The following is a 26554-nucleotide window of genomic DNA, read 5'->3' as shown; positions in this document are numbered from 1 at the left end:
GGAAACAGGGAACGCCATAAAAAAAGAATAGTGACCATGAATGACCTTGCGACCCACGGATTGGCTGAAAAGCTTAAATCCGGTTTTGCCCGCGGTGAATATGTCAAAGACGGTCGGGTAATCGCCGAACGCAATCTGGCCGAACAGCTTGACGTCGGACGCCGGGCGCTGCGCAAGGCGCTTGATCTTCTGGAAGCAGAAGGCCTGATCTGGCGTCGACAGGGACAAGGTACTTTCGTCGGCACTCCGCCCACACCACGTCTGCGCAAGCTTGAAGGCATTGCCACCAAAACCAGCCCCTTTGAAATCATGGAAGTCCGCCAGGAAATCGAACCATCCATGGCACGCTTTGCCGCCCTGCGCGCATCGCAGGCCGATATTGATGCGATGCGGATCATGGTAGATAACGCCGCCCGCGCCACCACTCAGGGCGAATATGAAAAGTGGGACGCAGCTTTCCATCAGAAACTGGCGGAATCGGTTAAAAACACCCTGTTTCTGGCCGTGTTCGAAGCCGTCAATGCCGTGCGGCGTGATGCGGCATGGGCACGACTGCGCGAAAGCAGCCATTCCGACAGCCTGATCAACGATCTGAGCGCCCAGCATCGTGATATTGTCGACGCCATCGAACAGCGTGACCCCAAATCAGCCGAAGACGCGATGCGCCGCCATCTGGCACAGGTCGAACAGGCCCTTAAGCAAAGCTAGGCCCCAAGGCGACATTGCCCCCCCCAAAAAACAGGCCCGCAATTTGACGGGCCTGTTTGATTTACGATCCGGGTTGGCTCAGGGTTGCGGTGCAAAGTCCGCAAAAATGCCGTGATAACTTTTACCCGGTGGCTTGGCATAGGCCCCTGCCTTGCTGGTCCGCAATCCCAGCATAGCCATGGCTTCGATCATTTTGACCGCCGCACTGACCCCGTCAATAACCGGCACACCAAGTTCCGCATGCAGGCGATCTGCAATGTCGGTCATACCCGCACAGCCCAGAACAATCGCCTCGGCATAATCATTACGAAGGCAAAGCTCGGCCTGTTTTTTAAGCGCGTCATAGGCCACGGCCGCATTTGCACCCTCGAAATCAAGGGTTCTGACACCGGCCGCCCGTACCACGCATTGCGATGCCGCCCCGTATTTCGACACCAGATGTTCAAGCGGACGCACCGACACCGGCATCGGGGTCACAATTGCAAATCGTGACGCCACAGCGGCTGCCATACGAAGGGCCGCCTCGCACAATCCCATGACCGGCGCTGTCGTCAGGCATCGGGCGGCATCCACCCCCGTATCGTCAAAGCAGGCCACCACATATCCGCCAACCGGATCGGTCAGTTGTTCGGGTGCTGCTTCCAGATCACGGATCACGGAAAGCAATCCGACACTGGCAAAGGCCTCGTCGTAATATCCTTCGATGCTGTCGGGGCCAAATTGCGGATTAAGGGCAATGATACCGGTCTGTGCTGCCACAATCCTTTGCGCCTGATCGCCGACCTTTTTGGTAAATCCCGCCGAAAGGTTGGGATTGATAACAGCGATACGGCTCATGCTTTTTGCCCTTTGCGACGACGCATCAAAAGCACCGATCCCAACGCAATCCCGATCACCAGGAACGAGAATCCGGTTGTCACCGTGCCCAGCGCATAAAGAACCGGCGTGGTCACGTTTGTCGTCATGCCATAAATCTCAAGCGGCAGGGTATTAAGCGACCCGGCCGTCATCAGGGTGCGGGCAAACTCGTCATAGGAAAGCGTGAACGAGAACATCGCAACGCCAATCAGGCTCGGCCCGACCATCGGCAGCACCACATACTGGATCGTCTGCCAGTTGCTTGCCCCAAGATCGCGCGCGGCTTCCTCATAAGACGGATCGAACCGGTTAAATACCGCAAACATGATCAGCAGCCCGAACGGGAAGGTCCATGTCAGATGCGCCCCAAGGGCGGATGTGAACCATTGCGGTTGCCATTCAACGATATTGAACAGCAATCCGATCCCCAGCGAAATCAGGATCGATGGCACAATCAGACTGGCAATCGCCAGATAGAAAATGATGCTGTCACCCCGGAACCGGCGACGAAATGCCAGACCAGCCATGAACGAAACCACAACAGTCACGATCATGACAATCAGGCCAAGTTTGAGCGATCTGGTAAAGGACCCGCCAAAATCGCCCACCGCCTGCCGTTCAAACAGGTTGCCAAACCAGTGGAATGAAAACCCGTTCATCGGGAAGGTCAGACCACCATTCTCCCCCTGGAAGGACAGAATGAAAATGGTCAGCATCGGCCCATAAAGGAACAGGACGAACAGGGTGAAAAAGGCTGCCAGAAAATAGAAGCTTGTCGGACGCCGTTCACGCGTTTTGGCCATGATCACAGCTCCTTCCGGATATCAACAAGGCGCAAAAGCCCGACCACAATCAGCAATACCGTAATCAGAAGCACGACCGCACTGGCCGCCGCTGCGGGATATTGCAAAAGCCCGATCTCGTTGGAAATCTGCAAACCGACCGACGCACTTTGCCCGCCACTCATCAAACGGACCGTGATGAAATCGCCCATCACCACCGTGATCACAAAGATTGATCCGATGGCAATGCCCGGCTTGGACAGCGGCACAATCACCGAACGCAGGGTTTCAAACCCGCTGGCACCGGCATCACGCGCCGCCTCAATCAGGGAACGATCAATACGCATCATGGAATTGAAAATCGGCACGACCATGAACAGGGTATAGAGATGCACATCTGCCAGCACGACTGCGAAATCGGAAAACAGAAGGAACTCAAGCGGTTGATCGACAATTCCCAGATTGAGCAGTGCCGAATTCAAAAGACCATTGCGGCCAAGGAACGGAATCCACGAAATCATGCGGATGATGTTTGATGTCCAGAACGGGATCGTGCACAGCATGAAAAGCACGATCTGCCAGGTCAGACTGCGCACATGGAACGCCAGAAAATAGGCAACCGTAAAGCCGATCGACAGGGTAAAGACCCAGGTCAGCGCGGCATATTTCAAAGTATTGAGATAAATCTTCCAGGTCACGGAAGACCCCAGCAAATAGCTGTAATTATCCAAAATAAAGTCGGGCAGGATCCGGTATTCGTCATAATCCCAGAAACTGACAATCACGATGGTCAGCAACGGAATGACAAGAAAGATCGCAAAGATCGCCGCCATTGGCGTGATCAGAAAATAGGACGATCGTTTGGACGTATCAAAAGCCATTGCCTGTCCCTAAAAGCTCTGTCCCTGAAAACCTGCCGCATGAACGGAATAGTCGGGCAACTGAAATTTATTAACCGGGGGTGCCGGGCGCGGCCAGAACCGCGCCCGATCAATGTCTTTTCTCGCGCGCCTAGGCAGCGATGAATTCGTTCCACTTGCGGACCATGTGCTTGTTCTCGTCCATGACAGAGTTCCAGCACGCGACCGAGCCCATACGCTCTTCATAGGAACCGCCATCGCGAACCGCGCCGGCTTTCTCCATGACCTTGCCTTCGGGGCTGAGGATATCGCCCTGTGCAGCCTTGCCTTCCATCCAGAAGCCCCATTCGTCTTCGGACATGAACTTCTTCGCGGTTGCCGGTGCGGCGCTGTAGTAACCCTGACGGTTAAGATACGCACCAACCCAGCCCGACAGGTACCAGTCGATATATTCGTAAGCAGCTTCAAGCTCGAGACCCGAAAGATGCTTGGCAAGACCGATGCCGCCGCCCCATGCACGATAGCCTTCCTTAAGCGGCTGATAGGTGCATGCGATGCCTTTGGAACGCACGGCGGCAACTGCCGGGGACCACATGGACTGAATGACAACCTCGCCAGACGCCATCAGGTTGACCGACTCATCGAAGCTCTTCCAGAAGGCGCGGAACTGACCGGCTTTCTTGGCATCGATCATGACTGCAATGGTCTTGTCGATTTCTTCCTGGGTCATGTTGCCCTTGTCGCCATAGGTGACTTCGCCCATGGCTTCACACACCATCGCCGCATCCATGATGCCAATCGACGGAATGTTGAGGATCGATGCCTTGCCCTTGAATTCCGGGTCAAGCAGATCGGCCCAGCTGGTGATCGGACGGCTGATCAGGTCCGGACGAATGCCAAGCGTATCGGCATTGTAAATGGTCGGGATCAGGGTCATCCACTGGGTCGGAGCCGACGCAAATTTGACGCTGTCTGCACCTTCAACAAAGCCGACGGTATGCGGGGCAGTACCCTGTGCAATTTCTGAATCCGGGGTCAGCTTGCCATCGATGAACAGCTTGGAAATATATTCGTAGTTTTTCAGCTTGGTGGTGTCCATCGGCTGCATGGTGCCAGCCGGGAAGACCTTCTTACAAATCCAGTATTCGATATCGGCGATATCAAACGAGTTCGGCTGGGTGACCGCACGCTGGGCAACGGCATCCGAATCAAGGGCGGTCATCTGAAGGGTAAAACCAAGGTCTTCCTTGACCTTGTCAGCAACCGCGTTGATGTTCGAAACGCCCGTACCGAACTGGCGCAGGGTCACATTCTTGATGTTCTGCGCCCAGATGGTCGGGAAGCCGGTGATGGCACCAGAACCGATGGCTGCACCCGTAACAGCGGCTGCACCCTTAACAAAACCGCGGCGCGATACACCGGTATCGCTCAGCAAATTCTTCCTGGATTTCTTGGTCTCGATCGTCATGTGAAGCACTCCTGATAGATTGTTTTGGTTTGGTTGGTTATTTAGGCCAGAACATGTGCATGTTCGGGCTTCCAATAGGCGATGAATTTGTCCTGTCGCCTGACTGGCGCCTGCCGAAATTCGCTTTCGGTCTTCATCAGGGTTATTTCCTTGCCGTCGCTTGTGGTAGCAACGATCCTTACCCAAAGGCCGAGATACTCGACCGTGGTGATCTCGACAGGGATTTGCCCGTTTTGGGCCTCTTGCGGGGCCGTTTCATCCAGACCGATCAGGTCGGTACGGATGGTAAATTCAAGCTCCTCGCCCGCCTTGCCATCGGCAAAGCCCGGCAGGAAAAAGCTGTCTGGTCCACGCGCAAGCAGGGTGCCTGCCGGACCGGATTCAGAAACGGTGCCTTTGAAGATGTTCTGCCCGCCCATGAAATTGGCAATGAAGCGCGACCGCGGCTGATTGAAGATTTCCTGCGGCGTGCCTTTCTGGCGGATGATGCCGTCTTCCATCACGACAACCATGTCCGACAACGCAAGCGCCTCGTCCTGGGCGTGCGTGACATGGACAAAGGTAATGCCCAGTTCCTGCTGAAGGCGGCGCAACTCGTCGCGCATCCGTGCCCGCAGGAACGGATCAAGGGCCGAAAGCGGCTCATCAAGCAGCAAAACAGACGGTTCGGTAATCAGCGAACGGGCAAGCGCAATGCGCTGCTGCTGACCACCAGAGAGCTGGTCGGGCTTGCGATCTGCAAATTGCTCCATCTGGACCCGGGCCAGCATCTCTTTGGCCCGATCTTTACGATCCGATGGGGAGACACCTTGCATCTTGAGGCCAAAGGCAACGTTCTCCGCACAGGTCATGTGCGGGAAAAGCGCATAATTCTGAAACATCATTGCGGTGCCGCGTTTGACCGGTGGCAGTTCGGTCACATTGCGATCCCCGATCAGAAGATCGCCCTCGCTGATCACTTCGTGACCGGCAATCATGCGCAGCGTCGTCGACTTGCCACAGCCCGACGGGCCGATCAGACAGCAATACGCCCCTGCCGGAATTTGCAGGTCAATGGATTTGACCGCCTGCGTGCTGCCATAGAATTTACTGACAGCAATTAGTTCGATGGCTCCGTTGCCCTTCATCCGCTCACCCGTCACTGCATGCAAAATTGTTAACAATCCTGTTGTCGATTGCAGGCAAAATGCGTGCCAATTGTTTTTATTGGCAGTTTTATGCGGGAGTCACCGGTAATCTGGCTGTATAGGGCAGAGACGTTGCATGTTTTATGCCCATTAATTGTTCAAATTTTACGCATACCGGTTTTGTTGGGCATTTTACATGCAATTATTTGGCAAGATCAAAATCCGTCGGACGCGATTTTCTGTTGTCTAGATCGTCAACAATTTTGTAGAAAGAAACCATCGCGCGAAAACATGAACGACGGAAAGCATCGTCACGATGGCCAAGGCCGAAGAAACCGGCACCTATAAAGGCAGCGGGAAGCTGCGCCCGGAGGAAATGATCTATCAGGAAATGCTCGACGCGATCCTTGATCGCCGTCTCGAACCGGGCATGAAACTGGTGGAAGAAGATCTGGCCCAGACCTTTGGCGTCAGCCGTGCGCGCATTCGTGCAACATTTCTTCAGCTGGCCCATGACAAGCTGATCAATCTTGTTCCCAATCGCGGTGCCTTTGTTTCCGAACCGACCATTGACGAAGCCATCGAAGTCTTTTCCGCCCGGCGCATGATCGAGGACGGCGTTGCCCGCAAGGTTGCCCTTGGCATGACCGACGAACGCGCAGCCCAGATCAAAAACCATCTTGATCGCGAACATGATGCCCATCATCGCGGCGATCACCGCGCCGCCATCATCCTGTCGGGCGAGTTCCATCTGCTTTTGGCTCGCCTGACCGGCAATCTGGTGATCGAGGAATTTCTTGAACGCCTGATCCTGCGCACATCACTGATCATTGCGATGTATGAAAGCCCGCACCCCGTTGATTGCTCGCACACCGAACATGACGAACTGCTAAAGGCGCTGACAAGTGGTGATCCGGATATTGCCGCAGCGGAAATGTCACGCCATCTTGATGCCATTCGTGACCGCCTGCAGCTTCAGCGCCCCAAACCGGGCAAGACCGATTTCGCCAGCATCTTTGGCCGCACGCCAAAATCGGCAGCCAGCTGACCACCAAAAGCCCGCCATCCCGACACTGTCACCGATTGCAGTGATCCACACCTGTCAATCGTCACGCGTCATTTGCGATGCGTATCAGGTGATTTCCTTTTCGGCCTTGTTGGGTATTTCAAGTCCTAAGGTAAAAGTCTGATGATTGGGAAAGGCGCGAAAATCCCGCCTTTCCCTGTCGCGGTCAGACCGCCCGTGACGTCTGCCAATAGGCATAAAGACCTTCGATGTCACCTGACGTCAAAAGTGTCATGGCCGCCCTGATCTGATCAAGATCCCAATGCCACCATGCCATTTCCAGAAGTTTTCTGATGTCGTCATCGGAAAATCGTTTGCGAATAACCCGCGCAGGATTGCCGCCAACAATGGAATATGGTTCGACATCCTTTGTTACCAAGGCGCGCGAACCAATCATGGCCCCGTCCCCGATCTTGACACCTGGCATGATCATCGCTTCTGCCCCGATCCAGACATCGTGGCCGATAACGGTATCACCGGCAGGCTGATAGGCACTTTGCGCATCGAAAAATGCAGGCTCTTCGTCCATAAAGAAGAATGGAAAGGTCGATATCCAGTCGTTCCGGTGCCCCTGATTACCCGCCATCATAAAGACAGCCCCCGTACCGATGGAACAGAAGCTGCCGACAATCAATTTGTCGACATCATCGCGATCCGGCATCAGGTAGCGGGCACAATCATCAAAGCTGTGGCCATGGTAATAGCCGGAATAATAGCTGTAACGCCCAACGACAATATTCGGATTGGTAACCTGTTCGGATAGGAGCTTGCCCTTGAACGGGCTTTGAAAATAGTTCGTCATGATAAATCCATTTTACGCCAGCACTTGGCCGGCGATGTCGCCTGCGTGGACAGGCAGCACTGTGACCGACATAATGTCGGCCGCGAAAATGGAGCAGATTGCTGTGTTAACCGACTGAATTAATTATTACAAGTCGTATCGGCCATAAGATTGTATAAAATATTCGACGCACTCTCCGTGCTCTGTTAATGTCTGCCCATGCAGCTTTCGCGGCGGCGCCGCAGTATTATAATATTGTATGATGTTTACATCTGTGGTCCGGGAAACTAAGCTGCGCTCAGTTTATCAAGGCTGCGCCATTTGGCCTGTCCGTTCGAGGCAATCCACGCATAGGAGTCGCGGATTGGTTTCGATCATCCGGACAGGTCAAAGAGCATTGCGCACGCCCCGTCAGGCACAGGACATAACCCCACAGGAGACCCACATGCTTAGTGGACAGCATTATATCGCAGGCGAATGGATCAACGGCCCGGATGTCTTCCAGGCTGACAATCCGTCAACCGGCGAGAAGCTCCCGACCAAATTCCAGCACGGCACCGAAGAAATCGTCAATCACGCGGTCGAGGCCGCACAGGCCTGCGCCGAAGAATTTGCTTCGATGCTGCCGGCAAAACGCGCAGAATTCCTGCGTGCGATTGCAGATGAAATTGATGCCCGTGGCGATGCCATCACCGAGATCGGCAATCTTGAATCTGCCCTGCCTGCTGCACGCCTGACCGGCGAGCGCGGCCGTACCGTTGGCCAGCTGCGTTTCTTTGCCGACTGGATCGAAGAAGGTTCATGGTTCGAAGCGCGCATTGAAACCGCACAGCCTGATCGTCAGCCGCTGCCAAAGCCTGATATCCGTGTGATGAACAAGGCACTGGGTCCGGTTGGCGTGTTTGGCGCGTCCAACTTCCCGCTGGCCTTTTCGACCGCAGGCGGTGATACCGCATCCGCCCTTGCTGCGGGTTGCCCGGTGGTCTTCAAGGGCCATGCCGCCCATCCCGGCACGTCCGAACTGGTTGCCAAGGCGATTGAAGCTGCCGTGATCAAAACCGGCATGCCCAAAGGTGTGTTCAGCCTGATCCATGGTGGCACGCGCAAGGTCGGTCAGGCACTGGTTGCCCATCCGCTGATCAAGGCTGTCGGCTTTACCGGTTCGACCGGTGGCGGCCGTGCGCTGTTTGACATCGCCGTTTCCCGCCCGGAACCGATCCCGTTCTATGGCGAACTTGGCTCGAACAACCCGGTCTTCCTTCTGCCCCAAGCCATGGGTGAAAAGGCTGCCGACATTGCCAAGGGCTGGGTCGGATCGCTGACCATGGGTGTTGGCCAGTTCTGCACTAATCCGGGTCTTCTGATCGCGCTTAAGGGTGCGGATCTTGAAACATTCGTTGAAACCGCCGCAGCCGAACTTGGCCAGGTTGGCGGTGCGGCGATGCTGACGGATCGCGTCTCAAGCGCCTATCACGAAGTGACCGACGCCATGAGCAAACATGCCAGCGTCACCTGCCCGCTGAAACGTCGCGATAGCGATGGCAAATTCGAAGGCAGCCCGGCGATCTTCCGCACCACCGCTGCCAACTGGAAAGCCAATCCGGAACTGGCCGAGGAAATGTTTGGCCCGGCGGGTATCATTGTCGAATGTGACTCGGTTGCCGAAATGGTTGCTTTGTCCGCAACCCTGATCGGTCAGCTGACCGCCACCATCCACATGGTTGATGCCGATGCCGATACCGCAGCCGCCCTGCGTCCTGCACTTGAAAAATGTGCCGGTCGTATTCTGATCAATGGCTGGCCGACCGGTGTTGAGGTCTGCCATTCCATGGTTCATGGCGGCCCATACCCGGCAAGCACGGATTCGCGCGCAACCTCTGTCGGGTCGCTGGCGATCAAACGCTTTGTCCGTCCGGTTTCCTATCAGGCCTTCCCGGATGCATTGCTTCCGGCACCGATCAAGGATGCGAACCCGCTGAACATCCCGCGTCTGGTCAATGGCAAATGGCAGATGCCGAACTAGGCACCTGCTACCCACAAAACAAAAAAGGGCGCGTCCAGATCGGGCGCGCCCTTTTTCATTGATTAAACCCAACGATCAGTCCGGGGGCTTGGCCAGCCGGTCACAAAATCAGCTATCGCGCGGAACGCCTTCGATGCCCTCGCTGCCACGGTGATATTTGAAGGTCCCGGTTGCTGTTCCGATCACTTCGCCATCAGCGTTATAGGCCTTGGCCTCGGTAAAGACGATCTTGCGTCCGCCGCCCTGTCTGGTCGCGACCACGCGCACCACACCCTTCTTTGCCATGCCAAGGAAATTGGTGGTCAGCGACAATGTCAGCGTCTTGCGGACATTGCCCGGCACCGAACAGAAGCAGACAGAATAGCCAGAAGCGGTATCAAGCAGGGTCATCAAAACACCCCCATGAAGAATACCGGCGCGGTTAAGATGGTGGTCTTGCAGCTCAAGCTCGATCACTGCGTGGTTTTCCGCCCATTCCACCAGCCGATAACCAAGATGGCCCTGCAAGCCGCTGCCATGGGCCTGTTCAAAGTCAAGATTTTCGTCAATTCCGGTCATGTGGCACTACCCTGTGATCAATTTATGCCAGCTATAGCAGATATACCTGTGATGCGAAAACCTGTCGGTGAGTCGCAGTGATATCGGTGGAAACCTGTCTTGAAAATGCCGCTGCAAGGTGATTTGCGCAATCTCATTGCGCAGTGCAACATTGAATAAGTATTCATTTACAATGCACTAACCACATCGTTCTCCAAACAAGAACGGGATAGCGGTGAAACGAGAATAGTGCGCGCATCCTCCGTTTGGTATCACTGAATTCATCGCAAAGACAGATGATGTCGCAAAGGATCAGAGCCATGACCACGATTGCTTATAAAGACGCAACCAGCATCGAACGTGAAGTCCGTACCGGCTGGTTCACCAGCTTCCTGCAGGCCCTTCAGGTTGCCGTAATCATGAAAGCATCCCATGCCAAAACCCACGCAGAACTGACTGCGGACTGGAACAAGGCATGGCGTCAGGTTCAAGGTTAATTACCCTGTTTGAGGCGGGTGCGACGATCTGCACATCACCGCACCCTATCATGCCTCTTGACGCTTCGGGCTGAACCACCGACAACGGTTCCATGCAAAAGTTTGATATTGTAACCATCCGGCTTTTCGTCGCCATCGTGCGTGCGGGAAGCATCAATGAAGCCGCCAGACGTGAACATATCGCGACGTCGGCTGTATCCCGACGCATTGGCGAACTTGAAGCCATGCTGGGTGTCAAACTGCTGCGCCGCTTGCCGCGCGGGGTCGAACCGACCGAAGAAGGCGCGATCTTCGCCCGATACGGTGAAAAGCTTCTGGGCGATCTGAACCATCTTTCCAACGAACTTCGCGACTTCAACATCGGTGAAAAGGGCAAGATCTATCTTGCGGCTGTCACCTCGGCCATTCTGACCGGACTGCCATCCTTTCTGGCCGATTTTGAACGCGACTTCCCCCACATCACGGTTGATGTCCGCGAACTGACATCGCGCGAAAGTGCCGAGGCCGTTCGTGAAGGCCGTGCCGATCTGGCGATTCTGGCCGATAACAGCCCGCTTGGCGATCTGGCCCATGATGTATTTTGCGATGATCCGATCTGGGTCGTCACCCCAAAGGGCCATCCCCTTATTCCCGATACCGCCAATCCGAAACCGGTCAAATTCACCGAAGCCGCCAAATACGACATCATTTCCCTGCATGAAGGCGGGGTCATTGATGACCTGATCTCCGAGGCTGCCTCAAGGATGAAGATTGATATGCACCCCCATATCAAGGTGGTGCGTTTCGGGTCCCTGCGACAGATGATTGCCGCAGGCCTTGGCATCGGATTTTTGCGCAAAAGTTCAGTCGCGGGCTATATCGGGCATATGAATATCGCCGGTGCCCCGATTGCCGATGACTGGGCCAAGCGCCAGTTGCTGATTGCCCATGACGGCGATGCGACACTGACCAGTGCTGCCCGCCTGTTCCGTGACTATCTTCTGAAAAAATCTGCGGAAACCAGTTTCAAGCCGGTTCTGGGGTAAATCCCGATATCTCAGGCTGATCTGGCCATCCGTTCGGCCCAGATATCCCCGCCAGTCGGGCCAAGCGGCACCGCAAGGCCGCCAAATCGTGCTACATGACGCTTGGCCTCGGCCAGAACCAGATCAGGCAATTCCGCCCATTGACCAACCGGCGGCAGGATTTCAATTTCCTCGCCTGCACGGGCATTAATCAGTTCGGGCAAATCCTGGCGCGCATGTGTGCCGCCACCGGCCAGCATCGGGACAATCACCGCCTTTTTGCGCGATGCAATCGTCCGCCAGTCTGCAAGCGACGGATGGCCTTCGATATTGCCAATACAGATTTCGGCCCCACCGCACAAACGCCCGACCTGATCGCCAAAGCGAACTGTTTCAGGCAGGGCTGCTGTCAGCGTCTTAAGACCATGGGGCACCAGAAACACAGATGTTTCGCCTGATGCCCAACCACGTCTGGCCATTGCGAACATGGCTTTTTGAGCGACCAGATCATCAAATCCCGGCAGATTAAGCGCCGGCGGAAGAATGACCGCATCGCCAAGCCCGGCACGATCAAGATCGCGCGGCAATTCTTCAAACACCAGATAGCCTTCGCTGAAAAACAGCGGAAAGACGATCAGGCGTTCGGCATTACCCGCTTGCACAAGCCCGTCAAGCTGCTCGGGAAGGGACGGCTGGCTGCGCATATAGCCATGCGTCACCGGACCATTCCAGTCAGGCGCGACTGATCGGGCAAGATCGCCTGCCGGATCACCGCCATTGCCGCTATTGCCGTGCGACACCATCATCAATGTTGGCATTTCAAAATCAGACATCTCGTCCAACCCGCTATGCGTCCTTATGGAAAACCTAGTATCCCATACGCAAGATGCAAGCTTCCGGATTGCTACAAAATCGCAAACACCACCTAATTTTCGCAGTGTTACCTATTGCACCAGATCCCAGTGCGGCTGTCCGCCAAACCGGTCATGCATGAAATCCACGAGCAAACGGATGCGCGATGAAAGCTGTCTGCTGGGTGGATAAAGAAGATACAGGAAAATCTCGGGCGGAGTGTAGTCGCACAAAACTGTGACAAGACGGCCCGTCTGCAACTCCGCCCCGGCGATGAAAGTCGGCAACTCCACAAGCCCCAAACCGGCAATCGCCGCATCGCGGAGCACCTCGGCATTGTTACAGCAAAACACACCATTGACCTGCACGGATACCGGCCCGTTTGGTCCGGTCAGTTTCCAGGTCGATCCGGCGGGCAGATTGCCGTAATGCAAACAGGGCAAGGTCGCGAGGTCACTGATATCTGTTGGCTCGCCATTTTTGTGCAGAAAATCGGGTGATGCACAAATCACGCGCCGGATCGGGATGATTTCGTGATCAATCAGGGCCAGCGTTTCGGTCGGCCGACTGATGCGCACGGTCATATCAAAACCGTCTGCAACCGGATCAATGAAATGATCGTTCAAGGCCAGCTCGACACGGATTTCAGGATACATACGCGCAAAATCGACAAGTGCAGGACCAAGATGCAGGGTTCCGAACGACATCGGCGCATTGATGCGAATATCACCTGCCGGTTTTTCCTGATTTTCGCGAATGGATTCCTCCGCCTCATCCAGATCGGTCAGAATGGCTTTGGCGCGCTGATAAAAGGCCCGACCACTTGGCGTGACCGATACGGTGCGTGTTGTGCGGTTCAGCAACTGCACACCAAGATCATCCTCAAGGGCGACCACCGCACGGTTGACCTGTGATCGTGATTGCCCGATGGCCCGTGCGGCTGCGGCGAAGCTTCCCTGCTCAACCACGCGAACAAAGCTTTGCAGACTGACCAGTTTATCCATGGATAATCTCTCTGTTCGGGGTCGTTACGGCACAGGTCGCGCACCACAATGACATGCCAGATTGTCGCATATAGTGCAACACTGTGGGCATAATTACGTTAATTGTCTCATTTCATGAAAAGGGTAATCTGTCTCCAACAGCAAACAACCTCGTTGGAGGCAGACATGATTATCAAAGTAGATGCAAACACCCGTGGCCGCGCACAGTTTGGATGGCTTGATTCCAACCACACCTTTTCGTTCGGTCACTATTACGATCCCAATCGTATGGGTTGGGGACCGCTTCGGGTGATCAACGAAGACCGTGTGATTCCCGGTGCCGGTTTTGACACCCACGGCCACAAGGATATGGAAATCATTTCCTATGTTCTTGATGGTGCCCTTGAACACAAGGACAGTATCGGAAACGGATCGGTGATTCGTCCGGGTCGCCTGCAGCGCATGACCGCAGGTACCGGTATCCGTCATTCAGAATATAACCACTCCAAAACCGATCCGGTTCACTTCCTGCAAATCTGGGTTATCCCCGAAGCTGCCGGACTGGAACCGGGCTACGAGGAAAAGGAAATCGCACGGCGCGATACCGGTTCGGGTCTGAGCCTGATTGGCAGCCGCGATGGCCGTGAGAATTCCATCACCATTCACCAGAATGTCGATCTGTATGTTGCGCACCTTAACGATGGCGAGACCGCACAGCACAGCATCGAAAAAGGCCGCATCGCCTGGATTCAGGTGGCCCGCGGCAGTCTTAAAGTAAATGGCGAAACCCTTAATGCCGGTGACGGTGCCGCAATCAAGGATGAAGACGAACTTGTCTTCTCTGATGCCGACAATGCCGAAGCCCTTGTTTTTGACATGGTGGCCTGAGCCGCGAAGACCGCGCTCCCCCATCCCCAGGAGAAGAATTATGACCTCGCTTACCAGTGACAAACCCCGTTCGATCATCCCTGCCATTGGCAATGTTACGTCCGCCCTTCAGCCGCTTGCCCCTGTGATTATCCGTGTAACCACCGGCCTTCTGATGGTTCCGCACGGCGCACAGAAACTGTTTGGTGCCTTTGGTGGCTACGGCCTTGAAGGAACGGCTGGCTGGCTTGAAAGCATCGGCTTTGCTCCGGGCTTCGTCTTTGCCCTTCTGATCGGCCTTCTTGAATTCGTTGGCGGCCTGATGCTGACAGTCGGTCTTCTGACCCGTCCGGTTGCTGCTGCTGTTCTGGTCTTTATGGCTGTTGCCGTTTCGACCCACCTGCCAGCCGGCTATTTCTGGAACAATGGCGGTTTTGAAATGCCGCTGATGTGGGGCTTGCTGGCCCTGACCGTTCTGATCCAGGGCGGTGGCAAATTCTCGATCGATCGCAAGATCGGCTACGAGTTCTAGGCCTCGTCTCCCTTAACTGCAGACTTCAAACGGGTTGCCTTGAAAGCAGCCCGTTTTTCTTTTTGATCCTCATATGGGGATATTGAAATTCTCGGAAACAGACAAAGATTAGGATCAACACATTTGGTCTTCATCACAGAGCATGTCAGCAACACTCATGAACACCGCCAGACAAAGCAATAGCCAGAATGACATCGAAATTGCCGACGGCCTGCAGCGATGCAAGGGGGACAACGCCCATCGCAAAGCCAATGACCAGAAACGTTTTCTGATCGTCGATGACAGCATCGAGGTGCGGTTTTCCATTCGCCGGATGTTGCGCAGTGCCGGGGCAACCCATGTGGATGTCGCCGAAAATGGCGAAGCGGCCCTGCAAATGATGACCCAGATGGCGCGCAAGCAATCCTCCTATGACGTCATCATTCTTGATTACATGATGCCGACCATGTCGGGCATTGAAACGCTCTATGAAATCAAGCGCCGCAACATCAAGAATTCCGATCAGACCCGCAAGATCATGCTGACCGGGTTTTATGATCAGGATGTGGTGCGCGAAGCCAAATCGGTTGGTGCTGCTTTTGTCCTGTGCAAACCTTGTGACGCTGCAAGCCTTACTGCCGCCATTTCATAATTCACCACGGACGCAACATGCCCGAAAACGCTTCGATCATATTTGTCGACGATGATCCCAATGTTCTGCGCGGATTGCGTCGACGCATGATGGGACAACGCCCGAGCTGGTCGCTGCGTTTTTATGAAAGTGCCGAACAGGCCTTGGCGGGTATGGATGAACAGGAAGCCGACGTGGTGATTTCCGACATGCGCATGCCATCGATGGATGGGGCCGAGTTCCTGCGCATTGTCTCCCGACGGTTCCCGCAAACATCGCGCATCTTGCTTTCTGGCTATGCCGATGAAGTCGCCATTCAGAACGGCACAGCCGCGACCCAGCATTTCCTGACCAAACCATGCAAGGATATCGACATCATCCATGCGGTCGAACGAGGCCTGATCATGCGGCGATATCTGCGTGATCCGTTGCTGGTTGACTTTCTGGGCCGGATTCCCGACGACCTTGTATGGCCTGCAACCTTTCAGCGTCTGCATACAATCTTGCAATTCACCGGCCCCAAAAGCCGCGACGAGCTGACTGAATTTGCCTGTGATTTTCCGGTTCTGACCGCGCTTGGCCTTGAACTGGCGCGTCGCGAGAAACTTGTCGAACCCGACAGTTTCCCCGACCTGATCGGGCTTGTGAAACTACTGGGCATTGAAACCATCAAGGCACTTTGCATTCTGTGGTCCGAGCTTGGTCAGCCTGACAGTTTTGATCCAGATGAAATGGATATCGCGCTGCATCGACCGCTTGTTCTTGGTCAGATGGCCGCAAATATCGCCCGTTTGCAGAAACTGCCCTTTGAAACGGTCGATCAGGTCCGTGCCGCTGCCTTGCTATGCCATATCGGTGAAATCATCATTGAACGTGTCATGCCTGAGGGCTATCAGGCCAGCCGTGAGCGGGCCGATCGTGATGAATGCGACATCATTTCCGCCGAAATTGCCGAAATGGGGTTTGCCCATCCTGCTGTGTCGGCCTGTATCTGTGCCTATTGGGGTTTCCCGCATGAAGTCGTGGAAGAAATTGCTTTCCACCACCGCCCGGAAGCCGCACCAACCCGGAACTCACGGGCATTGCTGATTGTCTATGCGGCACAACATTTTGCCCGCATCGCAGGCGTGGACGGCGAAAAACGTGCACGCAAATATGATCTTGCCAGCACCTTCATATCCCGCTGTGGTGCCGAGAATATCTGGCCGATCTGGCAACAGGCCTGCATTGAAAACCACATCCCGCGCATTCACGACCCGTCGTAATCAGGATCCAGGGTAGCTGCCCCTGGATCCTCGTCGCTCTCATGATATCAGTCTGATTAAAGAGGTGTGGGTGATCTAGCGCAGCAACGCGCTCAGATCACCCGGTCCCTGGGTATCGTTTGGTGCGGAATGCCCGACATAGGACGGATTGAACTTGGGCAACCGGATCACAAACTCTGCACCGTCGATATAGTCGTCGGACAATGTCAGATCGCCGCCGAAATCGTCCTGGATCAGCTTGCGGCAAATCGGAAGCCCCTGCCCGGTGCCAACCCCACGCTCTTTGGTCGTAAAGAAATAGTCAAAGATGCGGTCGCGCAATTCTTCGGGAACACCCGTTCCGTTATCGCGCAAACGGATATAGACATTGTCTGCATCAGAGGTCACAGACAATTCGATCCTGCCCCTACGCTGACCGGTTTCCCGAATCGCCTGCGATGCGTTGACAATCAGATTGATCAGCGCCTGAGACAGATGGTTGCGCCGCCCATTAACCTCGGTCACATCCGACTGGATGTTCACATCAAGATCGGCAATGTGTTTAACCTGGTTGCGCGTCAATGTGATGGCGGTTTCAATTTCCTCGGTGATGGAAATCAGTTCGATCACATCATTGGCCGGATGGGCGAATTTGCGAATGCCTCTGACAATTTCGGCAATCCGTTCCAGCCCCTGAATGCTTTCATCAATGGCAAGCGGCACTTCCTGTACCAGAAATTCGATCTTGTTTTCATCATAATCAAGCTTTGCCGACGGATCGGCCTTGCCACGCCGGACCGCATCAACCAGACCGGAAAAACTGTCCGACAGGAATTCAAGATTGTTCTGGATATATTGTGCGGGCGTATTGATTTCGTGTGCGACACCGCCTGCCAATGTGCCCAATGCATGCATTTTGGAATAGTCGGCAGCTTCTTCGATGACTTCCTGTTCCTGGCGGGCTTTCTGGGCTGCGATATCGGCGGCAAAAACGCGCTGGCGCTGCCGGATCATGAAACCGCCCAGAACCGCAATCGCAACAACCCCGACAAAGAAAAGATAGGTCAGGATTTCGATATTGCGCTTAACGCTGCGAATGTTTTCGGCATTATAGACCGATACAAAATTCGTTGTTCGCACCACGGCCTGTTGCAGTGGTTCACCCATCGGTTCAAGCAAACGGTAAAGTTCTTCAAGCTTGGTTTTCAAACCATCGGCATTTGCCATTGCCCGGTCAATTTCATCAATCCGGTCCTGCAGACTATTGATGGAAGCGGTGACTTCGGGGACGGAGAACAGCACTTTGAAACCTTCGCCATCGCGTAAAAGGAAAACGCGACTGACCAGAATTTCATATTCAAGCATGATTTCTTCGAAGGCATCCTCATCAAGCCCCGACCGGCCAAATGCAGCTTCGATATCACGCTGAATCAGAAAATACTGGCGCTGGATCTGAAAAACGGCCCAGACGAAATTCTCGCGATAGGTGAACCGCTCGTCTTCAAGCTGTCGGACAATGGCCGCTGACAGGACCGCATACAGACCGACAAACAGGACCAGTACGATGAACATGGTCCTGCCTGACCGGTTGGAAAGAAAGTCCTTAATTCTTTGCATCAACCGACTTCACCTGCCAGACGGAATATGACCAATAGGTATCGGTCTGGAAGCGGACATCCTTGTCATAGGGAAACACGACCCAGAACGGACCCTTTTCCCGGACGGACATTTCGGCGTCATTAAGGTGATAGGCCAGAATGGCCTCGTCACTGCGCAACACATTGGTCGGCACGATGACGCTGTAATCATTCAGGGCTGCAACACGCACCAGTTCGGCATCAAGCCCGTAGGTATCAAGCAGCAGCTTGAACGATACGCCCTTGAACTTCTGGACACCGTTGGTCCAGGGGGTCGATGTGTAAAACTCGCTTGCCGGCATTTCCATGAGCTTGTCCATGGAAATCCTGACCACCTCGCCGTCGGGTTTTGTCACTGTCAGAGTGCCACCGGCAAAGGCCGGCATCGCAAAAAAGCCAACCATCGTGACCACAAGTGCAACCAACTTCACATAGCGCATTTGTTTCATATCCATGCTCCCTTACATGCTTCAAAAGTGGCCCCAGCATGTTGATTTAACAATAACTAACGGGTGATTTTATGCAATCAGTCAATCACCCCTAGGCACTTATCTGCGTCTTTGTTCTGGCTTCCCAGACATCAAGTGGCACCGGGCTGCCCAGATGGAAGCCCTGCATTTCGGTAATGCCATAGATTTGCAGTTTTTGAGCGACCTTGTCGTTCTCGATCCCCTTGGCAGAAATCGAAAGCCCCATTTTCGAACAGACCTGTGCGATCCATTCGACAAAGGCATCGTCAAGGAAATCAGTCATCATTCCGGCCACCAGATCACGATCAAGCTTGATCCCGGCAAAGATTTCGTGACGCAACAGTTCCAGCGAATTGTTCCCCGAACCGAAATCATCAATCAGAAGCGCAATCCCCCGTTCGCGCAGACGCGCTGCACTTGCCAGAAGATCATGGTCATCGGGCGCCACCTGATATTCGGGGACCTCATAGGTCACAACAACGCCACGCATCCGCATTTTTTCATAGAAACGGATAACCAGATCGAGAAATTCCGGCGTCTTGAGCGAATAGGCCGAAAGGTTGACAGCCAGATTGCAGCTTTCCCCCAGAAGGTCGCGATAGCGCGGGGCCTGATCGATCATGATCGCCATCAACTGGCTTGTCAGACGGTTGATCACCGGATGATCGCGGCAGGCTTCGAAAATTTCATCAATGCCGAACTCTTTTTCCAGCGACGGAATCCGGCACAGAACTTCCACCCCGCACAGACCAAGGTCACTGGCACGGAAACGCGGTTGCAGAACGGTATAGAAATCAGAGCGGTCAATGGCGGCATTGACCATCATGGGGGTGACACCTTTGCGCGGCTTGGGAACCGGCTTGCTGGTCATGATCACGCGGTCAATAGCGTCTTTCAGAACAGCAACCGAAACCGGTTTGGCAAGAACGCGCGTCACCATTGCCTGATTGATCGCCTCGCGCAGTGAAATGCTTGAAACATTGCCAGACAGCAACATGCGACTGACCATCGGCGCCATGCGCGCGGCCTGTTTCAGGAAGGAAATCCCGTCGAGAGTAGGCATCACCAGATCAGCAATAATCAGGTCGGTCCGGTCGCGATTCTGCGACAACCAGTCCAATGCTTCCTGCCCATCTGAATAGGTGACGAATTCAAAGCTGGTCGAAAGGGTGCGACGCACCGCTGACAACAGCTTTTCATCATCATCAACCATCAAAATGACGGGACGTTTTTTACTGACCACATCCATAAATGGACAACTCCGGTATGCTCTGAAATCTAGGATATCTTGTTGGGCCCTCCAGCAAATTTGCAGCTTGTTTACAAGCCGGGGCTTTGAAGGATCACAGAATAGTGTCAGACTGGCTTTGTCCAATATCCCCATTTGTGGAGGGCACTTTTTAATGACTGAAAAACCGCCGGTGCGGATTGCCTTTGTTGACGATGACGAAAACCTTCTGTCATCTCATCGGCGCAACTTTGCGCGCTTGCGACCCGGCTGGGATGCGGTCTATTTCAATGATCCCTTCATCGCGCGCGATGCCATTTCTGCTGATCCGGCTATTGGTGTCGTTATCCTTGATATTCACATGCCCGGCATGTCGGGGCTGGAACTGGCCGCCGAATTGCGCACACTGCGCAGTGATCTGATCATCGTGATGCTGACGGGATATGCCGATCTGCAATCAGCACTGCTCGCGGTCAATGAGCTCGGCGTCTTTCGGTTCTATCCAAAACCAACCAACCTTCAGACCATTCTCGAGGGATTGGAAGGCGAGATCGCAGCCCGTCAGGGCCATGTTGAAGAAACCCTGCCGACCGACTTTCTTGATCTGTTTGAACTGGGCGTGGTTGCTATTGATGACACGCTTTCGATCCTGCATATGAATGCCCAAGCGGCTGAACTGATGCGCGGGTCATCGCTTGTGCGGTCAAGCAGTCAGGGGCGCCTGATCATTGAACCGGTGCCCGACGGACTTGCCGGTTTCCTGAACCCGCCATCAAACATGGCCCCGCGTGACCATCAAAGCTATTCGGTTGAGCGCGACGGGGAAAAGCTTTCGGTTCTGGTGCGACGCATCCCCAAAAAGACCGCTGGCACAGCAACCTTCATGGTTATTCTGGTCGATCCGGCAAAACAGAAACCGCCTGCGATTGATGATCTGATGGATTTATTCGGACTGACCCGGTCAGAAGCCAAACTGACCCAGAAACTGGCCGAGGGACTCGCCCTTGATCAGGCCGCCGAACTTGTCGGGATATCGCACAGTTCGGCCCGAACATATCTTAAGACCATCTTTTCCAAGACCGGCGTCAATCGCCAGCCGCAACTGATGAAGACGGTCCTGTCTTCAATCCCGTCCCTGCGCTAACCTTTCGGAAAATCAATAGAAACAATATCCTATCGATCAAGGACCATTACATATTTACTTGAAAATGCCCAAGACTCATCTACCCTGAGTTATATTGCTTGAGGAAACCATACAGGTGTGGGGGCATCACGGTTGGTCAGGGACAGACACAAAGCTGATGATATATCGGTTTGTCTCCGCCCGAATTCCAACTGTCATTCCGTTCTGAAACGCGCTTTCGATATCATCGTTGCGACGGTCGTCCTTCTGGCTTTGGCACCTGTCATGATCATGATTGCTGCTGCCCTGCGCATGCTTGGCTTTAACCGCCCGATCTTTACCCAGCATCGGGTTGGCAGGAATGCGACGATCTTTACGATCTACAAGTTCCGCACCCTGCGTGATCAGACCTGTCGTCCGGTTTCCCCCATCATCACCAAATCGGCCGATCTTTTGACCACCAGACTGCGCATCAGCGGGCTTGATGAATTGCCGCAACTTTTCAATGTTCTGCGTGGCGAGATGTCACTGGTCGGCCCGCGTCCGCACAGCCTTGCCGATCACGCATTGTTTTCGTTCACCCTGCCCGGTTACGAAAGCCGCCTGACTGCAAAACCCGGCATCACCGGCTGGGCGCAAATTAACGGGTGGCGCGGTCCTGTGAACGACCATCAACAGTTACGCGCCCGGATTGCCCATGATCTTGATTATATTTCTCGCCAGTCTGCTCGGCTTGATGGCACCATTTTGCTGGCAACTGCCCTGTTGCCATTTCAGAACCGTGCGATCCCCAATGATCCCGCCCATGAAGGTGCATCCGACCAATCGCCTGATCTGCAACATGATTTGCAACATGACCGGCGGTTTGCCTGATGCCACACTGCGCCAACACAGACTTCAGACCTTGCCGTTTGGCATTTATGGTGATCTGCGTGGGCGCCATGTTCTGGGGCAGCCCGCCAGCACAGGCGCAATCAACAGACAGCACCGCAAACCGTCACACAGTCCCCGAAGATCAGCGCCACATCCGGCTCGGCCGCTTCGTTCTGACACCGGAAATCACCAGCCGTGCGCAATATGACGACAATATCTTTCTGACCGAATCCAACCGGCAATCCGATGTGATCACCACCCTTGCCCCAAGACTGGCACTTAGCGGTGACTGGCCGTTTTTTCAGATGCATCTCGCCATGGGTGGGGAACTTGGCTTTTTTGCCAGCTCTGATGACGACAATTATCAGGATGCAGACCTGAAGGCTGCCGGAAGCCTTGATCTTGGCACGTCATCGCTTGACGGGGCGATTGACTGGCAACGTCGTCATGACCCGCGCGGCAGCAACGATGTCTCAACCGCCGCACGGGAACCGGTGATCTATCGCGATGTGCGTGCCCATATCGGCGGACGGCATGTCACCAGGGGCTGGCGATATGAGTCGCGCCTGTCCCTCCGGCGGGTTGAATTTGATGACAGCACGGCAATCAACGGAACCCTGATCCGCAATGATGATCGCAATCGCCTTGAAACCCGTGAAACCATCCGTGCGCTTTTGCCTCTTGATCTTGGGCGCGAAGCCTATGGCGAGATGACGCTTAATCAACGGCAATATGACAGAACACCCGATGATAGCGGCCTTAATCGTGACTCGGCCGGATTTCAAATGCTTGGCGGTATGCGGTTTGATCTGACCGACCTGATCAGGGCCGATCTGGCCGCAGGCTGGATGAGCCAAAGCTATGTCGATCCGTCCTTTGGCAATATCAACGACTATACATTGCGCGCTGATATCGACTGGTCAGTGACACGTCTGAGCCACCTGACCCTGAATGCTGCCCGAACCGTTCGGGAAACCACGGTCACCGGTGCCAGCGGTATTCTGGCCTTTGATTTCGGGATCGGGATATCCCATGAACTGCGCCGCAATCTTCAGATCGGTTTGAATGCCACCTATAGCGATGAAGATTTCCAGCAAGTCACCCGTCAGGACCGCATCGCGACATTCGGCCTGAATGCGGATTATCACCTCAACCGTTTTGCCAGAATCAGCGGTGCAATTGATCACGATATCCGCCAATCCAATAGCAGCGGCGAAGATTACCGCCGTTTGCAAAGCCTGATCAGCCTGAAGTTGGAGATGTAAATGTCCACCAGCCTCAACCGCACCATCACATCAATCATCATCATGCTGACCATCCTTTCGGGGATGTTTGCGATGACGGCTCATGCAATTGCACAGACCCTCTATGCCCTTGATAGTGGCGATACACTGCGCATCACGGTGTTCGGGGAGCCCGATCTTTCGGGTGACTTCACAATTGATGCGCAAGGACGGTTGAACCTGGCACTGATCGGGCCGGTTGTTGTCCGTGGTCAGACCGCCGATCAAACGCGCGCCCTTATTCACGATGCCTATCAGGACGGATATTTGCGCCATCCCGATGTTACGGTCGAAGTCATTGCCTTTCGCCCGTTCTTCATCGTCGGCGAGGTCAATCAACCCGGATCATATGATTACGTGCCGGGCATGAATGTTCTCAATGCCATCGCCATCGGGGGTGGCATGACCTATCGCGGGGATGAAGACGATATCGAAATCCTGCGCGGCAATGATACCGCCCGTGTTTCCATCCCGGCCAATCTGGCAACCATCGTCATGCCCGGCGATATTGTCCGCGTCGCCGAACGGTATTTCTGAAAATACTGCTATTTTCCAATTATACAGAAGATCATACTGCTTGGATCGCAGTAAATCCGTCACTTTTTAGAATGAATAAACAATACGTCGAATTTTGTGACTGTTTGTCAACTTGGCATCTTTACCTTGGCCCCGAATTCATGATGAAATCGAATTTCCGCATCCACCGCGCCAAAAATGAATAACGCAAATCACGTATTTTGCCCCACCATACGGAGTTCTTCAGACATGTCCGGGAAAACAGAAATGCGCCACGGCGGTCGTATTCTGGTTGATCAATTGGCCCTGCACGGCGCGGAACGCGTCTTTCTGGTGCCAGGTGAAAGCTATCTTGCCGTCCTTGATGGTCTGGTTGACCATCCCGCGATTGATCCGATCATTTGCCGTCAGGAAGGCGGTGCCGCCATCATGGCCGAAGCCTATGGCAAACTGACCGGAAAGCCCGGCATCTGCATGGTCACGCGCGGCCCCGGTGCCACCAATGCATCGGCTGGCGTGCATGTCGCCCATCAGGACAGCACACCGATGATCCTTCTGGTCGGGCAGATCGGGCGCGACATGGTGGATCGCGAAGCATTTCAGGAAGTCGACTATCGCAAGATGTTCGAACCGCTCGCCAAATGGGTCGGGCAGATTGATGATATCAACCGCATCCCGGAATATATCAGCCACGCCTATCACATCGCGACATCGGGTCGCCCCGGCCCGGTGGTTCTGGCCCTGCCAGAAGACATGCTGTCCTCAAGCTCCGAGGTAGCAGACGCCAAACCCTATGTCCCGATCGAGGCCAAAACAGCCCCCGAAGATGTCGCACGCTTCCGCGATGCACTGTCCAGGGCCAAGCAACCGATCATGATCGTTGGTGGCGGCGGCTGGACCCGGGAAGCGACGGAAAACCTTAAATCATTTGCACTTCGAAACAATGTTGCCATCGCGACATCCTTCCGCTGTCAGGACTATATCCCCAACACGCACAGCCACTTTGTCGGCGATGTCGGCATCGGGATCAATCCCAGGCTTGCCGAGTTCATCCGTGACAGTGATCTGGTGATTTTGGTCGGCTCGCGCATGGGGGAAATGACGAGCAGCGGCTATAGCCTGCTTGATATCCCCTGCCCGAAGCAGAAGCTGGTTCATGTCTATGCCGGGCCCGATGAACTGGGCCGGGTTTATCGCCCGGATGTCGCGATCAACGCGTCACAGCGATCCTTCCTGCGCGCCATTGCCATGATGGAACCGGTTGATGGCAGTGCGCGTGACGAGATGATTGAAACTGCCCATGCCGCCTATATCGCCTTTTCCACCCCGCTTGATACGCCGGGTGATGTAAAGATGGCCCATGTGGTGGCCCAATTGCGCGACAAACTTCCTGACAATGCCATTGTCACCAACGGGGCAGGAAATTATGCCGCCTTCCTGCATCGTTTCTTCCGCTATCGGGAATATCGCACCGAACTGGCCCCGACGTCGGGATCTATGGGCTATGGCCTTCCGGCATCGGTGTCGGCCAAGCTTGCCCATCCCGATCGTCCGGTGGTCTGCCTTGCCGGTGACGGGTGCTTTTTGATGCATGGACAGGAATTCGCCACCGCCGTTCAATATGGCGCAAACATCATCACCATCGTCGTCAATAACGGTATGTTCGGCACCATTCGCATGCATCAGGAACGCAACTATCCCGGTCGCGTGTCGGGCACCGAACTCCATAACCCCGATTTTGCGGCCTATGCGGTGGCGTTTGGCGGCCATGGCGAAACCGTCATGCGGACCGAGGATTTCGGCCCGGCCTTTGATCGTGCGGTTGCCAGTGGCAAACCCGCGATCATCGAAGTCCAGGTCGACCCACAGGCCTTAACCCCGATCAAGACCCTTGATCAGATCCGGGCAGGCAGCTGAGTCGCGTAACCGAGTTCTGAGAATTTTGGGCGGGATCAGCGTTTGGAAATGCAGATCTCGCCGCTTTCAAGGCCAGCTTTCAGCGCATCAACGGCGACGGCAAGCTTTTCATCAATCACATGCAGATAGGCCGTCCAGTCTGAAAGCTTCTTAAGCTCTTCCTTGCCATCTGAAATGCCACGAAGCCCGATCAGCGGCACATCAAATTTGTGGCAGGCCCGCAGAATGGCAAAGCTTTCCATATCGACCATATCGGCATCAATTACGTCATAGGCCGCCCCCGACACCACATTGGCCCCGGTCGACAAACGGGCTTCGGGGATGCCCGGAATGCGCAATTCCATGCTGATCTCGGCGGGCAAATCCACAAACGGCGTGCAACCCTTCTCAAACCCCAACACAGACGCATCCATATCGCGGTAAGATACGGAAATCGCCTGATAAACCTCGGCCTGCTCCAGGGTCCGCGACCCGGCAGACCCCAGTGTGACCACAAGATCTGGCAAATCATCGGAAAGTTTCAGTTCGGTCAGTGCCGCGGTCAGATTGATCGCAGCCTCCACCGGTCCAACCCCGATCATCAATGGTGTAAACCGCGCTTTGAGGTAATCCCCATACTCCGCCGGTGCCGCCATACAAAACAGCACGTTATGGCCTGCAAGATTGTGGAGATATCCGCGCATAGTATTTGATACCCTAGATGCTCAA

General features: G+C 54.6%; 27 protein-coding genes. 14 read left to right on the top strand and 13 right to left on the bottom strand.

The window, feature by feature from the left end:
- Window positions 1–36: 36 nt before the first annotated feature.
- Entirely contained in the window at window positions 37–708 is a 672-nt protein-coding gene (locus WA318_RS02480; RefSeq protein WP_114096875.1) for a FadR/GntR family transcriptional regulator, read from the top strand.
- 78 nt (window positions 709–786) lie between these two features.
- Here the strand turns inward: WA318_RS02480 and WA318_RS02475 are convergent, their stop codons facing one another.
- From WA318_RS02475 to WA318_RS02455, 5 genes are all read right to left on the bottom strand, one after another.
- Complete coding sequence (locus tag WA318_RS02475; RefSeq protein ID WP_114096504.1) at window positions 787–1545, bottom strand: aspartate/glutamate racemase family protein; 759 nt, start codon at window positions 1543–1545, stop codon at window positions 787–789.
- Window positions 1542–2369, bottom strand: coding sequence for an ABC transporter permease (locus WA318_RS02470; protein WP_114096503.1), 828 nt, complete (start codon window positions 2367–2369; stop codon window positions 1542–1544). The genes WA318_RS02475 and WA318_RS02470 overlap by 4 nt, the downstream gene beginning before the upstream one ends.
- Window positions 2370–2371: 2 nt before the next feature.
- Window positions 2372–3229 (bottom strand): ABC transporter permease, encoded by an 858-nt coding sequence (locus tag WA318_RS02465; protein ID WP_114096502.1) that lies wholly within the window; start codon window positions 3227–3229, stop codon window positions 2372–2374.
- 130 nt (window positions 3230–3359) lie between these two features.
- A complete protein-coding gene (locus tag WA318_RS02460) occupies window positions 3360–4676 on the bottom strand; it encodes an ABC transporter substrate-binding protein (RefSeq protein ID WP_114096501.1) in 1317 nt (438 codons plus the stop codon).
- 41 nt (window positions 4677–4717) lie between these two features.
- Entirely contained in the window at window positions 4718–5803 is a 1086-nt protein-coding gene (locus tag WA318_RS02455) for an ABC transporter ATP-binding protein (RefSeq protein ID WP_114096500.1), read from the bottom strand.
- A 316-nt stretch (window positions 5804–6119) separates the two neighbouring features.
- Between WA318_RS02455 and WA318_RS02450 the strand changes: the two genes are divergently transcribed.
- Complete coding sequence (locus tag WA318_RS02450) at window positions 6120–6851, top strand: GntR family transcriptional regulator (RefSeq protein WP_114096499.1); 732 nt, start codon at window positions 6120–6122, stop codon at window positions 6849–6851.
- Window positions 6852–7035: 184 nt separating this feature from the next.
- On the opposite strand, the gene catB is transcribed toward WA318_RS02450, so the two are convergent.
- Window positions 7036–7671, bottom strand: coding sequence for a type B chloramphenicol O-acetyltransferase (gene catB, locus WA318_RS02445; protein ID WP_336079852.1), 636 nt, complete (start codon window positions 7669–7671; stop codon window positions 7036–7038).
- A 424-nt stretch (window positions 7672–8095) separates the two neighbouring features.
- Between catB and WA318_RS02440 the strand changes: the two genes are divergently transcribed.
- Window positions 8096–9673, top strand: coding sequence for an aldehyde dehydrogenase (NADP(+)) (locus tag WA318_RS02440; RefSeq protein ID WP_336079851.1), 1578 nt, complete (start codon window positions 8096–8098; stop codon window positions 9671–9673).
- Window positions 9674–9781: 108 nt separating this feature from the next.
- Here the strand turns inward: WA318_RS02440 and WA318_RS02435 are convergent, their stop codons facing one another.
- On the bottom strand, window positions 9782–10231 hold the full coding sequence (locus tag WA318_RS02435) for a PaaI family thioesterase (RefSeq protein ID WP_336079850.1): 450 nt from the start codon (window positions 10229–10231) through the stop codon (window positions 9782–9784).
- Between the two features lie 299 nt (window positions 10232–10530).
- Between WA318_RS02435 and WA318_RS02430 the strand changes: the two genes are divergently transcribed.
- Window positions 10531–10707 (top strand): hypothetical protein, encoded by a 177-nt coding sequence (locus tag WA318_RS02430; RefSeq protein WP_181850136.1) that lies wholly within the window; start codon window positions 10531–10533, stop codon window positions 10705–10707.
- 92 nt (window positions 10708–10799) lie between these two features.
- Window positions 10800–11732 (top strand): LysR family transcriptional regulator, encoded by a 933-nt coding sequence (locus WA318_RS02425; RefSeq protein ID WP_114096495.1) that lies wholly within the window; start codon window positions 10800–10802, stop codon window positions 11730–11732.
- 11 nt (window positions 11733–11743) lie between these two features.
- On the opposite strand, the gene WA318_RS02420 is transcribed toward WA318_RS02425, so the two are convergent.
- Window positions 11744–12544 carry a sirohydrochlorin chelatase gene (locus WA318_RS02420; protein WP_336079848.1) on the bottom strand — a complete coding sequence of 267 codons (801 nt, stop codon included), beginning with the start codon at window positions 12542–12544 and terminating at the stop codon, window positions 11744–11746.
- A gap of 111 nt (window positions 12545–12655) precedes the next feature.
- Entirely contained in the window at window positions 12656–13567 is a 912-nt protein-coding gene (locus tag WA318_RS02415) for a LysR family transcriptional regulator (protein WP_336079846.1), read from the bottom strand.
- 165 nt (window positions 13568–13732) lie between these two features.
- On the opposite strand from WA318_RS02415, the gene WA318_RS02410 reads away from it, so the two are divergent.
- The 4 genes from WA318_RS02410 to WA318_RS02395 all read left to right on the top strand — a co-directional run bounded on the left by WA318_RS02410 (window position 13733) and on the right by WA318_RS02395 (window position 16820).
- Window positions 13733–14434: a pirin family protein gene (locus tag WA318_RS02410; RefSeq protein WP_114096874.1), complete on the top strand. Its 702-nt coding sequence runs from the start codon at window positions 13733–13735 to the stop codon at window positions 14432–14434.
- Window positions 14435–14474: 40 nt separating this feature from the next.
- Window positions 14475–14945 carry a DoxX family protein gene (locus WA318_RS02405; RefSeq protein WP_114096492.1) on the top strand — a complete coding sequence of 157 codons (471 nt, stop codon included), beginning with the start codon at window positions 14475–14477 and terminating at the stop codon, window positions 14943–14945.
- Window positions 14946–15102: 157 nt separating this feature from the next.
- A complete protein-coding gene (locus WA318_RS02400) occupies window positions 15103–15576 on the top strand; it encodes a response regulator (protein WP_114096491.1) in 474 nt (157 codons plus the stop codon).
- A gap of 17 nt (window positions 15577–15593) precedes the next feature.
- Window positions 15594–16820: a response regulator gene (locus WA318_RS02395; protein ID WP_114096490.1), complete on the top strand. Its 1227-nt coding sequence runs from the start codon at window positions 15594–15596 to the stop codon at window positions 16818–16820.
- 75 nt (window positions 16821–16895) lie between these two features.
- Here WA318_RS02395 and WA318_RS02390 read toward each other — a convergent pair whose 3' ends face one another.
- From WA318_RS02390 to WA318_RS02380, 3 genes are all read right to left on the bottom strand, one after another.
- Window positions 16896–18371 (bottom strand): sensor histidine kinase, encoded by a 1476-nt coding sequence (locus WA318_RS02390; protein ID WP_114096489.1) that lies wholly within the window; start codon window positions 18369–18371, stop codon window positions 16896–16898.
- Window positions 18372–18402: 31 nt separating this feature from the next.
- A complete protein-coding gene (locus WA318_RS02385) occupies window positions 18403–18885 on the bottom strand; it encodes a molybdopterin-dependent oxidoreductase (RefSeq protein ID WP_114096873.1) in 483 nt (160 codons plus the stop codon).
- 91 nt (window positions 18886–18976) lie between these two features.
- Window positions 18977–20155 (bottom strand): EAL domain-containing response regulator, encoded by a 1179-nt coding sequence (locus WA318_RS02380; RefSeq protein WP_181850135.1) that lies wholly within the window; start codon window positions 20153–20155, stop codon window positions 18977–18979.
- A gap of 154 nt (window positions 20156–20309) precedes the next feature.
- Here WA318_RS02380 and WA318_RS02375 point away from each other — a divergent pair, with 154 nt between their 5' ends.
- The 5 genes from WA318_RS02375 (at window position 20310) to WA318_RS02355 (ending at window position 25846) form a co-directional block, all read left to right on the top strand.
- On the top strand, window positions 20310–21278 hold the full coding sequence (locus WA318_RS02375) for a DNA-binding response regulator (RefSeq protein WP_336079838.1): 969 nt from the start codon (window positions 20310–20312) through the stop codon (window positions 21276–21278).
- A 132-nt stretch (window positions 21279–21410) separates the two neighbouring features.
- Window positions 21411–22130 (top strand): sugar transferase, encoded by a 720-nt coding sequence (locus tag WA318_RS02370; protein ID WP_336079836.1) that lies wholly within the window; start codon window positions 21411–21413, stop codon window positions 22128–22130.
- A 68-nt stretch (window positions 22131–22198) separates the two neighbouring features.
- Window positions 22199–23395 (top strand): outer membrane beta-barrel protein, encoded by a 1197-nt coding sequence (locus tag WA318_RS02365; RefSeq protein WP_336080436.1) that lies wholly within the window; start codon window positions 22199–22201, stop codon window positions 23393–23395.
- Window positions 23396–23950: a polysaccharide biosynthesis/export family protein gene (locus WA318_RS02360; RefSeq protein WP_336079834.1), complete on the top strand. Its 555-nt coding sequence runs from the start codon at window positions 23396–23398 to the stop codon at window positions 23948–23950.
- 228 nt (window positions 23951–24178) lie between these two features.
- Window positions 24179–25846 (top strand): thiamine pyrophosphate-binding protein, encoded by a 1668-nt coding sequence (locus WA318_RS02355; protein WP_336079832.1) that lies wholly within the window; start codon window positions 24179–24181, stop codon window positions 25844–25846.
- Between the two features lie 35 nt (window positions 25847–25881).
- On the opposite strand, the gene WA318_RS02350 is transcribed toward WA318_RS02355, so the two are convergent.
- Window positions 25882–26529 (bottom strand): 5'-methylthioadenosine/S-adenosylhomocysteine nucleosidase, encoded by a 648-nt coding sequence (locus tag WA318_RS02350; RefSeq protein WP_336079830.1) that lies wholly within the window; start codon window positions 26527–26529, stop codon window positions 25882–25884.
- Window positions 26530–26554: the final 25 nt, after the last annotated feature.

Origin of the sequence: Thalassospira sp. CH_XMU1448-2 (genome assembly GCF_037027285.1) — a bacterium.
GTDB lineage: Bacteria > Pseudomonadota > Alphaproteobacteria > Rhodospirillales > Thalassospiraceae > Thalassospira > Thalassospira profundimaris_C.
The sequence above is the reverse complement of the archived record's forward strand: the minus strand, read 5'-3'. Positions and strand labels throughout refer to the sequence as shown.